This window comes from Telluria sp. RT2P19 (assembly GCF_059685725.1).
Map to the genome: position 1 here is coordinate 18,871 of NZ_JCASIL010000001.1, position 18,736 is coordinate 37,606.

Below are 18,736 nucleotides of genomic sequence, written 5' to 3' on the forward strand. Positions count from 1 at the left end.
GCGCAAGAACGAAGAGGAGGCCGGCCGGACAGAGCAAAGCACTGTATTTTAGGGCAATTCGGCTTTTCTCACAAATTCGCCTATATACACAATCTACATAAGCAAATGATCGGGGAAAGCGCACGTGCGTGCGGTTTAGTGGACTGTCAAGTGCCTGGCGGGGATGGCCGGGCAGTGAAATGGCGCCGGAGAAGACGCCTCATGGCGCACGACCTGGCGCTGGGGCGCCCCTCAACCGGCCCGCCGCAGGTGGTCGAGCAAATGCTGCCATTCGGCGCCGCCGCCGTCTTCGCTCAGGGAGACGGTGTGGCAGCGCTGGCCGTCCTCGACCGTGATTTCCCAGCGCGGCAGGTCGGCGCCGACCGCGCAGGCCGGGGCGGCGCCGAAGAAATCGAGACGCCGCAAGAGCGTCTCGAGGGCCGGCCCTGCGGCGAGGGTGGAGGTGTCCAGTTCGTAGGACCGGGCCAGACCGGCGAAACCGCCGCAGGCGCGCGCGCTGATCTTCATGCCGGCATCGAGGTGTGTGACGCCGTACCGGATGCCGGGTCGGACGGCGGGGGAGACGCCGGCTGGCCCGGCTGCGCCGGACTGTGGCGGCCATGCTCGGCGCACCAGCGCGCCAGCAGGCGTGCTTCGCCGGCCAGCAAGCGCTCGGCGCAGTCGTATTCGGCCAGCTGCATGGTGCCGCAGCAGGCGCGCCGGTCCTGGCGCGCGCCGGGCGCGTCGCAGACCCGCGCCGCCAGGGGCAGGCCGGGGAAGAAGCTCGCCGCGCCGTCGAGGCCGCCGCCATGGCCGGCCTCGACCACCTCGCGCCGGCTGAACTGGGTGCGGATGGCGTCGGCATAGGCGGCCGGCTTGCCGTCGCCCGTGACCAGCTGCAGCATGGCGTTGACCACGTCGGCATAAGTGGCGGCTGCGTCGGGGGCGGCGATCAGGGCGCGCATCAGTACCCCGCTCAGGTAGCCGGCCACCCGGTGCAGGACGGCGGCGTCGTCTTCGCGCTCGGGACTGCGTTCATGGGAAAACAGGTCGGCCAGCACATCGTAGACACCCCCCGTGAACACCTGGGAGATGGCGTGGACCTGGGCGCCGGCCTCGCTCAGTGTCATGTCGTTGTCGGCGTTGCGCAGGCCGGTGCTGTTGCCGAGCGCCAGGCCGAACTGCTCGGCAATGTCGGCCAGGAAGGATTTGTCGTGCAGGTCGGCCTTGGTCTGCGCGATCACGGCGTCGCACTGGTCGAGCTGGGACAGGGCCAGGAAGATGGCGGTGAGGTCGCCGAAGGCTTCGTGCAGGCCGCCGGTCTGGGGCGGGGCGTCGGCCTGCAGCCACAGCGGCTTGATGCCGTCCAGCACGGCGTGCGCGGTCTCGTGCGACACGATGTCGAACGAGCGGCAGGTAAATACCCGGTCGAGGGCGCCGTCGGGGATGAAGTCGCCGAATTTGAGGCAGGCCTGGCTGCGGCTGTAGAAGGCGTTCATGACATTGGGCAGGCCGTGCGGGAAGATCAGCAGCGGCCGGGTGTCGCTGCTGTTGTTCCATTGCCATGGCAGCGGCATCGAGACGCCGGCGGCGGCCAGCGCGCGCGCGTACATGGTGAGGGTCTGGCGCACCACGACGAAGGTGTGGACGGCGTCGAACTGCGGCGTGTCGGGCTGGGTGACGAAGTCGCCGAAGGCGTTCGGCTCGACCGCGGCGATCCCCGGCGCGCCGGGCGCGATGCGGGCGTCGCGCGGGCCGGCCAGCACCACGCCGGGCAGGAAGGCCTGGCGGGTGCCGATCTCGCTCACCGTCGGGTCTTGCTTCCACATGAGGACGCGGGCGCCGAAGGCGTGGGACGGCGGTTCGGAAGCCGGCGGCGGCGCCGGATCGGGGGCGTCGGGGCCGGCGAGCAGGCGCGCGGCGCGCTGCTGCTGGCGGTAGGGTGCGCTCGGGGTGGGGACGTAGCGCGCCGGAGGCGGGGCGGTTGGCGGCGCCTCTGGATCGCTCGGCAACAGGCGGTTCGCTGGCACGACGGGGGTTTCCATGACGACTCCTCGCGTAATGACGGGCTTGCGTCTTCATCGTCGCGCTCCCTGTCGGGCACGCTTTGATATCCGTCAATGAAGATCTTGCGCGATCACGGGTTTTTGGCGAGCTCTGGCACAGGCCGGCCGCAACTGGCATCATGGCGGATTGTTTGCAATCGATTCAGGAAGGATCAGTCAGATGGCGGAAATCAGCATCGTCCAGCAGCACAGCCTGAGCCCGGACGCGGCGCGCTCTGCAGCCGAGCAGGTGGCGCAACGTATCGCGGCCGAATATGGGCTGGAATGCAGGTGGGACGGCGATGTGCTGCGCTTCGAGCGCAGTGGTGTGGAAGGAATGTTGACCCTGGAAGACCAGCGCGCCGCGATGCGCATCCGCCTGGGCTTCTTCATGGGCGCGTTCGCGCCGGCCATCGAGGCCAGGGTGGCGGAGAAGATGCGCAAGACGTTCGCCGCGGCGGCGTAAGCACCGGTGTGGACCGTGGGGTGGACGGCAGAGCTGTCCACCCCACGGTCCAGGCGCATCGCCGTGGGATCAGCCCTTCAGTTCCTCGATCAGATCGATGTACTGCTGCTGCGCGTCCTCTTGCGAGGTACCCTGCAGGCCAGCCCAGGCATCATACTTGGCGCGCGCCACGAAATCGGTCATGCCCGGACGCTCGCCGGTCACGTCGCCGCTCGACCCCTGCTTGAACAGCGCGTAGATCTTGAGCAAGGTCATATTGTCCGGACGCTCCGACAGATTCTTCGAATCGGCCTGGGCCTGGTTGAACTGTTCTTGCAAGCTCATGGAAACTCCTGTGATGGTTGATTGCGGTATTGTCGCTTGGACAATGCGGCAGGCATCTTAGCGTAGAGGACAAGCGGGTACGGGAAATCCGGCCGCGCTTTAGAAGAGATGTTCAAATACCGGCGCCGAGACGGCCGGACCGTGCGCCGCCGCAGGACGGCGCACGGCATGCACGCTTAGACGGCCAGCAGGTCGACGTCGAAGATCAGGGTCGCGTTCGGCGGAATCACGCCGCCGGCGCCGCGTGCGCCATAACCGAGGCTGGCGGGGATGGTCAGGCGGCGCGAACCCCCGACCTTCATGCCTTGCACGCCTTCGTCCCAGCCGCGGATCACGTGGCCGGCGCCGAGCGCGAACTCGAACGGGTCGTTGCGGTCCTTGCTCGAATCGAACTTGGCGCCCAGGCTGCCGTCGTCGTTGCGCAGCCAGCCGGTATAGTGCACGGTGACGTGCTGGCCTGCCTTCGCTTCGGCGCCTTCGCCGGTGACGAGGTCTTCGTATTGCAGGCCGGATTCGGTGGTGATGGTGGACATGGTCTTCCTTGTTGTTCAGATTGAACGGCGATTGTAGTGCATGGGTGTCGAATGTGCCATCCCGTAGAATGGCGGCATCGACGCCCGGCCCGACCTATTACCAGGAGAACCCATGCCGCCAAGGAAAGCCCCATGAACGGTGTATTGACCGCTTGCCGCCGCGCCCTGCGCGCGCAGTTCAGCGGCCGCATGCTGCTGCTGTCGCTGGCGCCGCTGCTGCTCGCGATCACCCTGTGGAGCGTGGGGATGTGGCTGGGCCTGCAGCCATTGCTCGACTGGCTGCACGGCATGTTCGCCGAGTACGGCGGCTTCGAGACCAGCGGCAGCATGCTCGAAATGGTCGGCCTGGGCATGCTGAAAGTGATGGTGGTGCCGCTGCTGGCGATCATGCTGCTGCTACCGCTCAAGATCGGCTCGGCCCTGCTGTTCGTGGGCGTGGTGGCGATGCCGGCCATCGAAACCTATGTCGGCAAGCGCCAGTTTCCGCATCTGGCAAGGAAAGAGGGCGGGTCCTTCTTCGGGAGCGTCGCGATCAACCTGGGCAGCGTCGCCGTGTTCGCCCTGCTGTGGCTGTTTACCCTGCCGCTGTACGCGGTGCCGCCGGTGGCCTGGCTGGTGCAGGCCAGCCTGTGGGCCTGGGTGACCTCGCGCGTGATGAGCTATGACGCGCTGGCCGCCCACGCCACCCAGGCCGAGCGCCTGGCCGTGGTGCGGCGGCGCCGGCCGGCCTTGCTCACGATCGGCTTCCTCACCGGCCTGGCCGGCGCGCTGCCCGGCATTGTCTGGATGGGCGGCGCGGTGCTGTCGATCGTGCTGTTCCCGCTGCTGGCGCTCGTATCGCTGTGGCTGTACGTGATGATCTTCCTGTTCGCGGGGCTCTGGTTCCAGTACTACTGCCTGCAAGCCCTGGAAGAGTTGCGCGCCGAAGAGGTGACCCAGCCTGTTTAAGGCTTGGACAAATACTGGCCTTTGGACGTGGATCAAGCGACGGCTGTGCACCGCAGGCATTTCCAGTGCGTTAAGGATTGGCGGCTAGACCAATAGGTGTGGACAGAATTGCACTTGGTAATGTCACTCAGCCAAGACCACGTTGTTTTTTTGCGAAAATATTCTAAGCACGGCAAATATGTTAAATGGCGCTTCGCGCGGGACGTATTGATGTGGTGGAATATTGCCTATGGACGGTGCGATCTGGAGTGGGATTGCACCAGCAGTGTGCGAACTAACAAAGACCACGATCACTCGAACGGACCAGCAGCAACAGAGATGGCGAGCAGGTTGGCGGGGATTGCTAGCGTTTTGATTCAGACCGGTTAAGCCATCATGGAAAGTATTCGCCGTCTCGGACGGCCAAGTAATGTATCCGGCAAGCGTGCCGCCAATGAACGCAGCGAGCCGAGCTTCGACGAAGCGGACTTGACGTCGGCCTCGGCCGCGCCTTCCACGGCTGCGCCGGCGCCTGCCGCTGCCGCTGCCGCGGCAGGCGCCCCTGCGCTCGCTGCCGGCGGCAACGACGTTCCCCTGTACGAAGCCTTCCCGCACCTGGCGGGCAATGGCGGCATTCCGGGCGGCCCGCAGGGCGAGCCCGGCGGCGACGAGCCGGCGCCGCGCAAGCGCCGCTGGAAGCTGTGGCTGCTGCTGGTCTTGCTGCTGCTGGTCGCGCTATTGGCGGCCTGGGCCGTAACGGAGACGCGCACCTCGCGCCTGCAGGCAAAGATTTTCGCCGACATGGCCAGCGAGCTCACCTATCGCATGGAGAACGGTCCCAGCGATGCGATCCGCTTCCCGGCCGCCAGCCCCTATGATACCCGGCTCGGCTATGCCGGCCTGCCGCACTATCTCGAGCGGCTGCAGACGCGCGACTACGCGATCGCGGCCCAGGCGCGCATCTCTCCGCAGATGGTCAAGATGGCCGACCTCGGCCTGTACGCCACGTATCACGAGAAAACCAAGGTCGGCCTCGAGATCCTCGATTGCCGCTTGCAGCCGATCTATACCTCGCGCTTCCCCGAACGCTACTATGACAAGTTCGACGCCGCGCCGCCGCTGTTGGTGCAGAGCCTGCTGTTCATCGAGAACCGCGAACTGCTCGACGCCAGCCACCCGCGCCGCAATCCGGCGGTCGAATGGGACCGCTTTTCGAAGGCCGTGTTCGACAAGACCCTGTCGAGCATCGGTCTCGGCGGCGACGGCCGCGTGGCCGGCGGCAGCACCCTGGCGACCCAGATCGAGAAATACCGCCATTCACCGGAAGGCCGCACCGCTTCGACCACCGACAAGATCATCCAGATGGCCTCGGCCACCCTGCGCGCCTACCAGGACGGCGAGGACACCACGGGTTCGCGGCGCCAGGTCGTGCTCGACTATCTCAACACGGTGCCGCTGTCGGCCAAGGGCGGCTATGGCGAAGTGAACGGCATCGGCGACGGCCTGTGGGTCTGGTACGGGCGTGATTTCGACCAGGTGACCCGGATGCTGAAGGGGCCGATGACGAGCCCCGACGCCGTGCTGGCCTACAAGGAAGCGCTGTCCCTGATGATCGCCCAGCGCCGCCCGGCGTATTACCTCGGCGCCGGCGAACCGGATCTCGAAGTGCTGACCGACAGCCACCTGCGCGTGCTGGCCCAGGCCGGCGTGATCTCGCCCCAACTGCGCGACGCCGCCCTGGCGGTGAAATTGCAGCCGGCGCTGCACAGCGGCGTGGCGCCGCCGCCGGCCGACGCGTTCGTGTCGCGCAAGGCGGCCAACGCGGTGCGCAACCACCTGGGCTACCTGATCGGCGACACGCGCCTGTACAACGTCGACCGCCTCGACCTGTCGGTGGTGTCGACCCTAGACAAGAATGCCCAGCAGGCCGTGACGGACGCGCTGCGCCAGCTGTCCGACGCCGAACACGCCAAGGCCGCCGGCCTGACCGGCAAGGGCCTGCTCGGCAACGGCGACCCGGCCCAGGTGGTGTACAGCTTCACCTTGATGGAGCGGGGCGAGCACGTCAATTACCTGCGGGTCCAGACCGACAACTACGACCAGCCGCTCGACATCAACGAAGGCGCCAAGCTCGACCTCGGCTCCACCGCCAAGCTGCGCACCCTGGTGACCTATCTCGACATCGTCGACCAGTTGCACAAGCGCTTCGAGCCGCTCGACAGGATCGGCCTGCACGGCGTCGAAGTCGATCCAAAGGACCGCATGTCGCTATGGGCGCTGGAATACTTCCAGACCCTGCCGGATGGCGCCGACCGCGGCTTGAAACCGATGCTCGACGCCGCCATGGCGCGCCGCTACTCGGCCAGCCCGCACGAGCGCTTCATGACCGGCGGTGGCCTGCACACCTTCGGCAACTTCAGCAGGCTCGACGACAGCAGGATCATGGACGTGCACCAGGCGCTGCGCCAGTCGACCAACCTGGTGTTCGTGCGCATGATGCGCGACGTGGTGCGCTACTACATGTTCCAGCTGCCGGGTTCTTCGGCCCAGCTGCTGGCCGACGCCAACGATCCGCGCCGCGCGTCTTACCTGGCGCGCTTCGCCGACAACGAGGGCAAGGATTTCCTGGCCAAGTTCTGGAACAAGTACAAGGGCAAGACCCCCGCCGAGATCGAAGCGCTGCTTTACTCGGGCGTGCGTCCGCTGGCCTCGAAGCTGGCCGCGGCCCACCGCACGGTGGCGCCGAACGCCACGCTCGAACATTTCGCCGCCTTCCTGAACCGGACGCTGCCTTCGGCCAACGAGATCGACCCGGAACGCATCCCCAAGATGTACGAGATGTACGACCCGCGCAATATGTCGCTGGCCGATCGCGGCTACGTGGCCTCGGTCCATCCGCTCGAACTGTGGCTGGTGAGCTACCTGCGCACCCACCCCAAGGCCACCTGGCTTGACGTCACCGCGGCCAGCGTCAAGGAGCGCCAGGAAGTCTACCAGTGGCTGTTCAAGACCAGCCGCAAGAACGCCCAGGACAAGCGCATCGCCGGCCTGCTCGAGGTCGAGGCCTTCCTCAAGATCCACGCCCAATGGAAGAAGATGGGTTACCCGTTCGATTCGCTGGTACCGTCCTATGCGACCACGCTGGGCGCCTCGGCCGACCGGCCGGCCTCGCTGGCCGAGCTGATGGGCATCATCATCAATGGCGGCGTGCGCAAACCCACCGAACGCATCGACTCGCTGCACTTCGCCAAGGACACGCCGTACGAGACCCTGGTCAAGCGCAACAAGGGCGGCGGCAAGGAGCAGGTGCTGGCGCCTGAAGTGGCGCGCACGGTGGCCGACGCCATCCAGGGCGTGGTCTCGGACGGCACCGCCAAGCGCGTCAAGACCGCCTTCGTGCAGGCGGACGGCAGCGTCATCGCGCTGGGCGGCAAGACCGGTACCGGCGACCAGCGCTTCGACGTGTATGCGCGCGGCGGCCGTCTGGTCGAGTCGCGCTACGTGAACCGCTCGGCGACCTTTGTCTTCAATATCGGCGAGCGCTTCTACGGCAGCATGACGGCCTATGTGCACGGTCCGCAGTCCGAGCACTATGACTTCACCAGCGCGCTGCCGGTGCAGCTGCTGGTGACCCTGGCGCCGAGCCTGATGCCGATGATCGAGCCGGCGCCGGCGCCGGCGCCGGGGCCGGGCGCAACCCCGGCAGCGGTGGCGGCGACCCAGCGCCAGTGCGTGCGTTGAAGCCGGCGGGCGACGGAAGCAGCGGCGCGCCGGGCAAGGGTTTGCGCGCGCGCCTGCAGAATTTTTCGATCGTCTCGCTGCGCGACCTGGTCGTGGCTTCCGGTCCCACCATCCTGATGGTGGCGGCGGCCGTGCTGCTGGCCTACTGGTGGGTCGATCCGGCGCCGCCGCGCAGCCTGCGCCTGGCCACCGGCCAGGACAATTCCGCCTACGAGCAGTTCGGCAAGCAGTACGCCGGCGTGCTGGCGCGCGACGACATCCAGGTCACCCTGCAGCCGACGCTCGGCTCGCAGGACAACCTGCAGCGCCTGCTGGCGGGCGAGGCCGACATCGCCTTCGTGCAGGGCGGCTCGACCGACGGCGACACCATGAACGCGCAAGAGGGCGAGGCGGCCGAACGCCGCGAGCTGGTCTCGCTGGGCAGCCTGTTTACCGAACCGGTCTGGCTGTTCCTGCGCGAGGAGGCCAAGGTCACCAGGCTGACCGACCTGCGCGGCAAGCGCATCAACCTGGGTCCGGAAGGCACCGGCGTGCCACGCCTGCTGCGCCAGGTGCTCGACGCCAACGGCATCGCGCCGCAGGAGTTGCAGATCGGCGACCTGGCCAACACGCCGGCCACGGTCGAATTGCTGGCCGGGCGGATCGATGGCCTGGTCTTCAGCTCCGCGCCGGAAGCGCCGCTGATCCAGATGCTGTTGCAGACGCCCGGCGTCAAGCTGTTCGACTTCGCCCAGGCCGAAGCGTATACGCGGCGCCTGCCGTTCCTGACCCACGTGGTGCTGCCGCGCGGGATCGTCGACCTGGGCCGCAACATCCCGGCCCAGGACTACCACTTGATCGCGCCGACCGCGACCCTGGTGGCGCGCGAGGAAATCCATCCGGCCCTGGTCGGGCTCCTGGTGAAGGCGGCCACCCAGATCCATGGCGGGGCCGGCTGGTTCCAGCAGCAGGGCCAGTTCCCGTCGCCGAAATACACCGAGATCCCGGTGGCGCCGGAAGCCGCGCGGTATTACCGCGACGGCCCGCCCTTCATGCAGCGCTACCTGAGCTTCTGGCTGGCCAACCTGGCCGAGCGCCTGTGGGTCGTGGTGGTGGCGCTGACGGCCCTGCTCATTCCCTTGTCGAAGATCGTGCCGCCGATCTATGTGTGGCGCGTGCGTTCGCGCGTCTACCGCTGGTATGGCGAACTGCGCGCGATCGAGCAGGCGTTCGAGGACTGTGGCGCCGACCCGGACGAAGCCGTGCGCAGGGACTTGCAGTGCCGTCTCGACGGCCTGGAGGACCGGGTCAACCATATCTCGGTGCCGCTCGCCTACGCGGACGAGCTGTACCGGTTGCGCAGCCATATCCACCTGGTGCGCGAGCGGGTACGCGGCTGGCAGCAGGCTGCTCTACCCGACGGTCGGCCCCTCGGCGAGCCGCTGCACGGCGGCGCCTGAGCCCGTTTCCAGCGCCTGGCGTCGGGTGCACTCCACGCCGGGCGTGCCGGCGCCGGCGGGCATGGTACAGTCGAATTTCTTCATGAAAACTATCGTGCCAGGGTTTCCCTGCATGCTGTAGCGCTGTCCGCTTCAACGCGATCACGTCCGCCACACCGCAGATCCAGGATCTACAGCCGCTCGAGCGGCGTCCTGAGCACTCCGCTGACGCGCCGCATCGATCGTCCCGATGGCAGCTTCGGCGGGGTGGCGATGGCCTCACTCAGGCTGAGTTTTTTCGGCGAGTTCCATGACAGCTTCGACGTCGGCGAGAGCGGCACCTTGACCCTCGCGATCGACGACGGGGCGCTGCTGTACCGGCGGCCATTCAAGGAAGACATGGTCGGCACGGATAGCCGTGGCGGGCCGATCTTCCAGCTGTACCGCAATAGCGGGCCGGTCGGAACCGCGATGCTGACCTCGAAGATCGACCGCATCGAGCGCGTGTACAGCTACCGGCACCTGGACCGGTTCCCGCTGGTGGTCGCCATCGCCAGCTCGAAGACCGAGTTGCTCGATGGCTGGTGGGTGATGGTGATCAAGATGAGCTGCGTGGTCCTGGTCGCCGTGGCGCACGCCGCCCGCCCGACCTGGCGGCCCGCTACGGCGGCGAGGAGTTCGCGCTGATCCTGCCCGACACCGACACCGACCTCGAAGGCGCGTGCGCCGTCGCCGAGAATATCCGGGCCGCGGTGGCTGGGCTCGCCGTCGCGCATGGCGACAGAGCGCATGGCCGCGTCACGCTCAGCATCGGCGTGGTGGTGGCCCACCCCGCCCATTCGGCCGCCGCCGATGTGCCCGCGCTGTCATGGTTCGAAGCCGCCGACGCCCTGCTGTACCGGGCCAGGGCGCAAGGGCGCGACCGCGTGGTTGCGCGCGAGTTGCAACGGCCGGCCGAACCGCTGTCGGCATAGTCCTTCCTGAAGGAATCGGATTACACTGGCAGCCCCGTGCATCCGCCCCGAAGGAAACCATGATCCGCCGTTCGTTCTCCGCCCTTGTCCTGGGCAGCCTGCTGGCCTGGCCAGCCGCGTCGCCCGTCTGCGCCGCCGGCATGGACGCCGAAGCGCCCGCCGCCAAGCGGCCGGTGCGCGAAGCCTATACCAAGTACGAATACCGGATCCCGATGCGCGACGGCGCGCGCCTGTTCACCGCGGTCTACGTGCCGAAGGATGCCTCGCGCGCCTATCCGTTCCTGATGCAGCGCACGCCTTACAGCGCCGGCGTGCGCGCTGAAGGAGCGCAGCGCTACGGCGTGGACTGGATGCCGGAAATGCTCGGACCCTCGCGCGAGTTCGACGACGCCGGCTATATCTTCGTGGTCCAGGACGTGCGCGGCCGCCATATGTCCGAAGGCGTGTGGCAGGAGATGACGCCGCATGCCAAGGCGGCACTGGGCAAGGGGGAGGGCGTCGAAGCCGAGGACATGCACGACACCGTGAGCTGGCTGCTCAAGCACGTCCCGAACCATAACGGCAGGGTCGGCATCTGGGGGATCAGCTACCCCGGCTTCTACGCCGCCGCCAGCGTGATCGATTCGCATCCGGCGATCAAGGCGGCCTCGCCGCAGGCGCCGATCGCCGACCTGTACATGGGCGACGATTCCTACCACGGCGGCGCGTTCAAGCTGGCCGCCAACTTCGATTTCTACTCATCCTTCGTCGCGGCGCCGAATCCGTCGCCCAAGTCGGCGTCGGGCGGCGGCTTCGACTACGACGAGGCCGATGGCTACGATTTCTTCCTCAAGCACCTGACCCTGGGGGCGATCGCGCGCACGATGAGCGAGCGCCAGCGCGAGCTGTTCATGCCGAACATCGAGCACGACACCTACGACACGTTCTGGCAGTCGCGCGCCATCGGTCCCCACATGAAGAACGTCGGGGCCGCGGTGCTGACCGTGGGCGGCTGGTTCGATGCCGAGGATTTCCAGGGGCCGTTCACGATCCATGACGCGGTCAAGCGCCACAACCCGGGCACGGTGAACGCGCTGGTGGTCGGCCCATGGGTGCACGGCGGCTGGATGCGTGGCGACGGCGCGCGGCTGGGCCATGTGCGCTTCGATGCGAACACCAGCGACTACTTCCGGCGCACGATCCAGTTTCCGTTCTTCGAGCAGCACCTGAAGGGCATCAAGCCGAAGCGGGCGCTGGCGCCGGTGACCATGTTCGAGACGGGCACCAATGTCTGGCGCAGCTACGATGCCTGGCCGCCGAAGCCGGCGCAGGCGCGCACGCTGTACTTCAACGCCAACGGCAGCCTCACCTGGCAGCAGCCGGCCGGGGAAGGCGCAAGCAGCGCCTATGACGAATACGTGGCCGACCCCAAGCGCCCGGTGCCCTATATCGGCTACCCGGCGCAGGGCGTGCCGCGCGAATACATGGTGTCCGACCAGCGCTTCGCCGCGACCCGGCCCGACGTGCTGGTGTACCAGAGCGAGGTGCTGGAAGAAGACGTGACGGTTGCCGGCCCCGTGCTGCCGAAGCTGTTCGTGTCGACCACGGGTACCGACGCCGACTGGGTGGTGAAACTGATCGATGTGTATCCGGCCGACTATCCGACGCCGGCGCCGCCGCGCGCGGGCAATGACGTGGGCCCGCCGGCCCTGAAGCTGGGCGGCTTCCAGCAGCTGGTGCGCGGCAATCCGCTACGCGGCAAGTTCCGCAACAGCTACGAGAAGCCCGAGCCCTTCGTGCCGGGCAAGGTGGAGGCGCTCAGCTATGCGCTGGGCCAGGTGAACCACACCTTCCGCCGCGGCCACCGGATCATGGTGCAGGTGCAGAGTTCATGGTTCCCGCTGATCGACTTGAATCCGCAGACCTTCATGCGCATTCCGGAGGCGAAGCCGGAAGACTTCAGGAAGGCGACCCAGCGCGTGTACCGCGCGCCGGGTAGCGCTTCTGGGCTGCAGTTGATGGTGATGCCGCCGGCACCGTAAATGATATCCGGTACCGCGCCGGCGGGGGGCGGCGTAGCCGCCAACCCTAGCGTGGCGTGCCGCGCTCGAACCACGCTCGCGCGCCGGGCGCGAGCGAAGCGCGCACCTCGCGTCGCAGGGTCGTGGCGGGAATCGCGTCGACCGCCAACTGGCGCAAACGCCGCACCTCGGCCTGCCTGCCGCGCGCGGCGAACACACCCAGCACCGCGTTCACATCCTGCACATAATTGTGGATCTCGGCCGGGATGCTCGGTGCACTGGTAAAGCGCTTGCGGCGCTCGCGGAACGCATCCATCAGGTAGTCGGCGTGCTGGCGGATCGTCTCGTCCGGATTCGGCATCAGGCGCTCGGCCAGCTCGGCGTCGCCGGCGGCGATCACCTGCGGCAGCACGACCCGGATGCAGGACGCGGCCAGCGCCGGCGCCACGCCTTCCAGTTGCAAAAACAGGTCGCGCGTGCGCACCGGCTGGTCAAGCGCATGGTCGATCGAGACGACATCGAGCAGGTTGTCGCGCTTGCCCTGGCCGGCCAGCAGCAGCGTGACATTGCGCTCGCGCACCGCCTCGAGCGCCGCCGCGGCCGGCGGATGGGCTTCGGCCAGCACCGCCCAATCGGCCAGGGCATAGGAACGGCGCACGCCGTACAACGAGGGATTCTGTTCCAGCGCATGTTCGTGGAACCAGACCAGTTCTTCCAGCGCCGCATCGTACCGGCCCTGGTCGGCCAGCTCACGCGCCGTCACCAGGCGCTCGATGGCGTCGCTCATGCGCCCACCCACGGCAATCCTGCCTTGCACCAGCCGCCGAGCGTCTTGCGATGGCCGTCGCCATCCTTGTCGCCCTCGAAGCCTTCCAGGATGTCGAACGCGTTCGCATAGCCCAGTTCGGTCGCCACGCGCGCGCTGTGGCGCGAGCGCACGCCCGAGCGGCACAGGAACAACAGCGTCTCGTCTTTCTGCGCGACGCGTTCGAGCTGGGCGCCGAAGTCCGGGTTCGGCGCGCCGCCAGGATAGGTGGCCCACTGCACGGCCGCATGCTGGCCATCGGGAACGGCCACCCGGCCCACCCAGTCGCGTTCGGCATTAGTGCGCACGTCGACCAGCTTGACCTTGGGGTCGCTTTGCAGCAGCTCGAACGCTTCTTGGGGCGTCACCGCACCTGCATAGGGCTGACCTGCGCCCCGCTGGCGCGCCAGCGCGAGAATGTTTTCTGTCGTCATTTGTCTTGTTCCGTTTTTGGGCATGCATCGCTGCTGCACCAGGATGGATCAGTGTATCCTGCGCCTAAATGGTGCGCTTATGCCGGTTTGCACCGAACTGGTGCATTTGAGCTGAGCATAAATCTTTCGCCAGCCCTGCCGGTCGATGCGATTTTATGGGTAAACTGGCTCGCTTCCCAAGAACGATTTGCGCATGCCCCCATGCGACAGCATCGCAGATAACTTGGCACGCTTTATGCTTCATGATGATGCAAGTTGTCGATTCTCATGACTCGACTTCCTTTTTTCAATTAGGAGATTCCGAATGGCAAAGTCCGCCGCAGATGTAATGCAACTGGTCAAGGACAACGAAGTCAAATTCGTTGATTTACGCTTCGCCGATACCCGCGGCAAGGAACAGCACGTCACGGTCCCGGTGTCGCACTTCGATGAAGACAAATTCGAATCCGGCCACGCCTTCGACGGCTCGTCGATCGCCGGCTGGAAAGGCATCGAAGCCTCGGACATGCTCCTGCTGCCGGACCCGAACACCGCCAACCTCGACCCGTTCATGGAAGAGACCACGCTGTTCATGCAGTGCGACGTGATCGAACCGTCGGACGGCAAGGGCTATGACCGCGACCCGCGCTCGATCGCCAAGCGCGCCGAAGCCTACCTGAAATCGTCGGGCATCGGCGACACCGCCTACTTCGGCCCGGAACCGGAATTCTTCATCTTCGACGCGATCCGCTGGAAGATCGACATGTCGGGCTGCTTCGTCAAGATCGACTCGGACGAGTCGTCGTGGGCGACCGACAAGGAAATCGAAGGCGGCAACAGCGGCCACCGTCCGACCGTCAAGGGCGGCTACTTCCCGGTGCCACCAGTCGATTCGTTCCAGGACATGCGCTCGGAAATGTCGCTGATCCTCGAATCGATGGGCATCCCGGTCGAAGTGCACCACCACGAAGTGGCCGGCGCCGGCCAGAATGAAATCGGCACCAGGTTCTCGACTCTGGTCGAGCGCGCCGACTGGACCCAGAACATGAAGTACGTGATCTGGAACGTGGCCCACAGCTATGGCAAGACCGCGACCTTCATGCCGAAGCCGATCAACGGCGACAATGGCTCGGGCATGCACGTGCACCAGTCGATCTGGAAAGAGGGCAAGAACCTGTTCGCAGGCGACGGCTATGCCGGCCTGTCCGAAACCGCGCTGTTCTACATCGGCGGCATCATCAAGCACGCACGCGCGCTGAACGCCATCACCAATCCAGGCACCAATTCGTACAAGCGCCTGGTGCCTGGCTACGAAGCCCCGGTCAAGCTGGCCTATTCGGCCCGCAACCGCTCGGCCTCGATCCGTATCCCGCACGTGGCGAACCCGAAAGGCCGCCGCATCGAGACCCGCTTCCCGGATCCGCTGGCCAACGTCTACCTGTGCTTCGCCGCGCTGCTGATGGCGGGCCTGGACGGCATCCAGAACAAGATCCACCCGGGCGAAGCCGCGACCAAGGACCTGTACCACCTGCCGCCGGAAGAAGACAAGCTGATCCCGACGGTGTGCGCCTCGCTCGAAGAAGCGCTCGAAGCGCTGGACCAGGACCGCGAATTCCTGACCCGCGGCGGCGTGTTCAGCGACGGCATGATCGACGCCTACATCGAGCTGAAGATGAACGAAGTGCAGCGTCTGCGCATGACCCCGCACCCAGCCGAATTCGATATGTACTATTCGTCGTAATCGCTTAGCAATACTGTTGTGTCTGCGCATCGCCAGCGTTGACGGCGATGCCATGAAACGCGGGGAAAGCCATGGCTTTCCCCGCGTTTTTTGTTGCTTCGGGTATAGTCGGGCGCGACTACAATGCATCTTTCGTCGATGCAAGCCACCGAGTGATAGGAATGACAAACATCGTTTTCCAGCCTGCTGTCGCGCTCTTCGCCTTGATGCTGTGCGCGTCCGCGCAGGCCCAGATCTACCGTTGCACGGACGCCAACGGCCGCCCGCTGTACACCGATACCAAGGTCGGCAAGTGCCAGCTGATCGACATCGGCTACAGTTCGCCGCCGGCCGCTTCGGCGCCGATCCCGGCCCCGCGTTCGTCCGGCGGGGCGGGCGCATCGAGCGCCCCTGGCCCGGCCGCAGGCAGTACGCCGTCGAGCTTCCCGCGCGTGGACAACGTCGTGCAGCGCGCGCGCGACGACGAGCGACGCGAGATCCTGGGCGACGAACTGCGCATCGAGGAGCGCAAGCTGGCCGACCTCAGGAAGGTGTTCAACAACGGCGAGCCCGAACGCCAGGGCAACGAGCGTAACTACGCCAAATACCAGGAGCGGGTGGCCTCGATGCGCGAGGAGATCAGCCGTACCGAACGCAATATCGAGGCGCTGCGGCGCGAGATCGGCAATATCAGATGACCCTGCCACCATTGAACGACGCTCCCGCCTTCGAGGCGGGCGACCCGGCCCGCTACGCCGGCCTGGACTTGCTGGCTTCGGCCGTGCTGCTGACCGGCGCCGACGGCGAGGTGCGCTATGCGAACGCCGCCGCCGAGAACCTGATGGAGCTGTCGCTCAAGTCGCTGCAGCGCCACCGCCTGCACGAGCTGTTCGTCAACGGCGCCGAGCTGGCCTCGCTGATCGGCCAGGCGCTGGCCCACCAGTACGCCGACCTGCGCCAGGACCTGACGCTGCAAAGGAGCGGGCGCGAGCCGCTGCACGTCAACAGCATCGTCAGCGCGCTGGGCGACGGCACCCTCTTGATCGAGCTGCGCGAGAACGTGCAGCAACTCAAGCTCGACCGCGAAGAGCGCCTGATCGACCAGAGCCAGGCCAACAAGGAACTCATCCGCAACCTGGCGCACGAGATCAAGAATCCGCTGGGCGGCATCCGCGGCGCGGCCCAGCTGCTCGAGCTCGAGCTGCCCCCGCACCACCTGGCCGACCTGCAGGAATACACGCAGGTGATCATCAAGGAAGCCGACCGCCTGCAAACCCTGGTCGACCGCCTGCTGGCGCCCCACCGCAAGCCGCACATCGTCGGCGATGTGAACATCCACGAAGTGTGCGAGCGGGTGCGCAGCCTGATCCTGGCCGAATTCCCGCAAGGGATCACCATCCGGCGCGACTACGATGCCTCGATTCCCGAGTTTCGCGGTGACTTCGAGCAGCTGATCCAGGTGGTGCTCAACATCGCCCACAACGCCGCCCAGGCGCTGGCCAGCCGCATGGCCGAAGGCGACGCGGAGATTATTTTACGCACCCGGGTAGCGCGCCAGGTCACCCTGGCGAAGGTCCGTTACGGGCTGGCATTAGACTTGCATATCATCGACAATGGACCGGGCATCGCGCCCGATATCCGCGACCGCATTTTCTATCCGCTCGTATCCGGGCGCGACGGCGGGAGCGGCCTCGGGCTGACGCTGGCGCAAACCTTCGTGCAGCAGCACCTGGGGGTGATCGAGTGCGAAAGCCGGCCTGGACTGACGGATTTCCGTATCCTGCTGCCCCTGCCATAAGCGCGGGCGGGCGGGGCGCCGGCCAGTCCTTTATTGAATCCATGTTGCGGGAAGCACGAATACATGAAACCAATCTGGATTGTCGACGACGACGCATCGATTCGCTGGGTGCTGGAAAAAGCCCTGGCGCGCGAAAGCCTGGAGACCCGCAGCTTCGCCAACGCGCGCGAGGCCCTGACCGCTTTTGAAACCGATACCCCGCAGGTGCTGGTATCGGACATCCGCATGCCGGGCGAATCCGGCATCGACCTGCTGCAAGCCGTCAAGGCCCGCCATCCCGGCCTGCCGGTCATCATCATCACCGCCTTCTCGGACCTCGATTCGGCCGTGTCCTCGTTCCAGGGCGGGGCCTTCGACTACCTGGCCAAGCCGTTCGATATCGACAAGGCAGTGGCGCTGATCCGGCGCGCGCTGGAAGAAAGCCTGCGCGAAGCCAGCGTCGAAGCGCCGCCGGCCGAAACGCCCGAGATCCTGGGCCATGCGCCGGCGATGCAAGAGGTCTTTCGCGCCATCGGCCGCCTGTCGCAGTCGAATGTGACGGTCTTGATCACGGGCGAATCGGGCACCGGCAAGGAACTCGTGGCGCGCGCCCTGCACAAGCACAGCCCGCGCGCGGCGCAGCCCTTCATCGCCCTGAACACGGCCGCGATCCCGAAGGACCTGCTGGAGTCGGAACTGTTCGGCCACGAGCGCGGCGCCTTCACCGGCGCCCAGGCCATGCGGCGCGGCCGTTTCGAGCAGGCCGAGGACGGCACGCTGTTCCTCGACGAGATCGGGGACATGCCGTTCGACCTGCAGACGCGCCTGCTGCGGGTGCTGTCCGACGGCCACTTCTACCGCGTCGGCGGCCACCAGCCTGTGAAAGCCAATGTGCGCGTGATCGCGGCGACCCACCAGAACCTCGAGCAGCGCGTGCGCGACGGCCTGTTCCGCGAAGACTTGTACCACCGCCTGAACGTGATCCGCCTGCGCCTGCCTTCCCTGCGCGAGCGCAGCGACGACATTCCGATCCTCACGCGCCACTTCCTGGTGCAGAGCGCACACCAATTGGGCGTCGAACCGAAGCGCATGAGCGAGCAGGCGATGCGTTTCCTGTCCGGTCTGGAGTTGCCCGGCAATGTGCGCCAGCTGGAAAACCTGTGCAACTGGATCACCGTGATGGCGCCCGGCCAGACGGTCGAGGTCAAGGACCTGCCGCGCGACCTGACCCAGGGCCAGGCCGGGCCGGGGACCAATCCGGTGCCGCTGTCCGATGGCATGGTGGGGGCGGGTGCGCTGCCGGTAGTGAATGCCGGCGGCATCGTGATGCAGGCCGCGGCGCCCCAGGCGAGCGCGCTGCCCGAGGGCTGGGTCGGTCTGCTGGAGCTGCAGGCCGCCGGCATGCTCAGCGCCGGCCAGATGGACGTGATGGACATCCTCGGACGCCAGTTCGAATCGGCGCTGATCCGCACGGCCCTCAAGCACACGCACGGGCGCAAGAACGACGCCGCGATGCGGCTCGGGATCGGCCGCAACACGATCACGCGCAAGATCGTGGAACTGGGGATCGACGGCGCGCGCGAAGAGTAGGTGGTGTACCGGGCGGGCGGTGGT

The 18,736-nt window shown here is 66.6% G+C and carries 17 protein-coding genes; 11 read left to right on the forward strand and 6 right to left on the reverse strand.

What is annotated here, in order from left to right:
• Positions 1–231: 231 nt before the first annotated feature.
• Both AC56KW_RS00120 and AC56KW_RS00125 read right to left on the reverse strand, forming a co-directional pair.
• Positions 232–507, reverse strand: coding sequence for a protealysin inhibitor emfourin (locus tag AC56KW_RS00120; RefSeq protein ID WP_497168704.1), 276 nt, complete (start codon positions 505–507; stop codon positions 232–234).
• Positions 504–2,024, reverse strand: a complete 1,521-nt coding sequence (locus AC56KW_RS00125) for a hypothetical protein (RefSeq protein ID WP_497168705.1) — start codon at positions 2,022–2,024, stop codon at positions 504–506. The genes AC56KW_RS00120 and AC56KW_RS00125 overlap by 4 nt, the downstream gene beginning before the upstream one ends.
• Before the next feature lie 181 nt (positions 2,025–2,205).
• Here AC56KW_RS00125 and AC56KW_RS00130 point away from each other — a divergent pair, with 181 nt between their 5' ends.
• Positions 2,206–2,490 (forward strand): polyhydroxyalkanoic acid system family protein, encoded by a 285-nt coding sequence (locus tag AC56KW_RS00130; protein ID WP_497168706.1) that lies wholly within the window; start codon positions 2,206–2,208, stop codon positions 2,488–2,490.
• A gap of 69 nt (positions 2,491–2,559) precedes the next feature.
• Here the strand turns inward: AC56KW_RS00130 and AC56KW_RS00135 are convergent, their stop codons facing one another.
• Entirely contained in the window at positions 2,560–2,814 is a 255-nt protein-coding gene (locus AC56KW_RS00135) for an acyl-CoA-binding protein (RefSeq protein ID WP_497168707.1), read from the reverse strand.
• Between the two features lie 176 nt (positions 2,815–2,990).
• The gene (locus AC56KW_RS00140; protein ID WP_313169123.1) at positions 2,991–3,347 is read right to left on the reverse strand and encodes an FKBP-type peptidyl-prolyl cis-trans isomerase; all 357 of its coding nucleotides are present in this window, start codon (positions 3,345–3,347) and stop codon (positions 2,991–2,993) included.
• Between the two features lie 132 nt (positions 3,348–3,479).
• Here AC56KW_RS00140 and AC56KW_RS00145 point away from each other — a divergent pair, with 132 nt between their 5' ends.
• From AC56KW_RS00145 to AC56KW_RS00170, 6 genes are all read left to right on the forward strand, one after another.
• On the forward strand, positions 3,480–4,295 hold the full coding sequence (locus AC56KW_RS00145; RefSeq protein WP_497168708.1) for an EI24 domain-containing protein: 816 nt from the start codon (positions 3,480–3,482) through the stop codon (positions 4,293–4,295).
• A 375-nt stretch (positions 4,296–4,670) separates the two neighbouring features.
• A complete protein-coding gene (locus AC56KW_RS00150) occupies positions 4,671–8,015 on the forward strand; it encodes a transglycosylase domain-containing protein (protein WP_497168709.1) in 3,345 nt (1,114 codons plus the stop codon).
• Positions 8,003–9,454 (forward strand): TAXI family TRAP transporter solute-binding subunit, encoded by a 1,452-nt coding sequence (locus tag AC56KW_RS00155; protein WP_497168710.1) that lies wholly within the window; start codon positions 8,003–8,005, stop codon positions 9,452–9,454. Before AC56KW_RS00150 ends, AC56KW_RS00155 begins: the two co-directional genes overlap by 13 nt.
• A gap of 252 nt (positions 9,455–9,706) precedes the next feature.
• Positions 9,707–10,120, forward strand: a complete 414-nt coding sequence (locus tag AC56KW_RS00160) for a hypothetical protein (protein ID WP_497168711.1) — start codon at positions 9,707–9,709, stop codon at positions 10,118–10,120.
• On the forward strand, positions 10,018–10,407 hold the full coding sequence (locus AC56KW_RS00165) for a GGDEF domain-containing protein (RefSeq protein ID WP_497168712.1): 390 nt from the start codon (positions 10,018–10,020) through the stop codon (positions 10,405–10,407). Before AC56KW_RS00160 ends, AC56KW_RS00165 begins: the two co-directional genes overlap by 103 nt.
• A 59-nt stretch (positions 10,408–10,466) precedes the next feature.
• Complete coding sequence (locus tag AC56KW_RS00170; RefSeq protein ID WP_497168713.1) at positions 10,467–12,428, forward strand: CocE/NonD family hydrolase; 1,962 nt, start codon at positions 10,467–10,469, stop codon at positions 12,426–12,428.
• Between the two features lie 46 nt (positions 12,429–12,474).
• Here the strand turns inward: AC56KW_RS00170 and AC56KW_RS00175 are convergent, their stop codons facing one another.
• Positions 12,475–13,194, reverse strand: a complete 720-nt coding sequence (locus AC56KW_RS00175; RefSeq protein ID WP_497168714.1) for a hypothetical protein — start codon at positions 13,192–13,194, stop codon at positions 12,475–12,477.
• Positions 13,191–13,646: a rhodanese-like domain-containing protein gene (locus AC56KW_RS00180; RefSeq protein ID WP_497168715.1), complete on the reverse strand. Its 456-nt coding sequence runs from the start codon at positions 13,644–13,646 to the stop codon at positions 13,191–13,193. The genes AC56KW_RS00175 and AC56KW_RS00180 overlap by 4 nt, the downstream gene beginning before the upstream one ends.
• Before the next feature lie 304 nt (positions 13,647–13,950).
• Between AC56KW_RS00180 and glnA the strand changes: the two genes are divergently transcribed.
• The 4 genes from glnA to ntrC all read left to right on the forward strand — a co-directional run bounded on the left by glnA (position 13,951) and on the right by ntrC (position 18,712).
• Entirely contained in the window at positions 13,951–15,366 is a 1,416-nt protein-coding gene (gene glnA / locus AC56KW_RS00185) for a type I glutamate--ammonia ligase (protein ID WP_497168716.1), read from the forward strand.
• A gap of 161 nt (positions 15,367–15,527) precedes the next feature.
• Entirely contained in the window at positions 15,528–16,043 is a 516-nt protein-coding gene (locus AC56KW_RS00190) for a DUF4124 domain-containing protein (RefSeq protein WP_497168717.1), read from the forward strand.
• Positions 16,040–17,143, forward strand: coding sequence for a nitrogen regulation protein NR(II) (gene glnL / locus AC56KW_RS00195; RefSeq protein WP_497168718.1), 1,104 nt, complete (start codon positions 16,040–16,042; stop codon positions 17,141–17,143). The genes AC56KW_RS00190 and glnL overlap by 4 nt, the downstream gene beginning before the upstream one ends.
• 63 nt (positions 17,144–17,206) lie before the next feature.
• Positions 17,207–18,712 carry a nitrogen regulation protein NR(I) gene (gene ntrC / locus AC56KW_RS00200; protein WP_497168719.1) on the forward strand — a complete coding sequence of 502 codons (1,506 nt, stop codon included), beginning with the start codon at positions 17,207–17,209 and terminating at the stop codon, positions 18,710–18,712.
• Positions 18,713–18,736 lie beyond the last annotated feature (24 nt).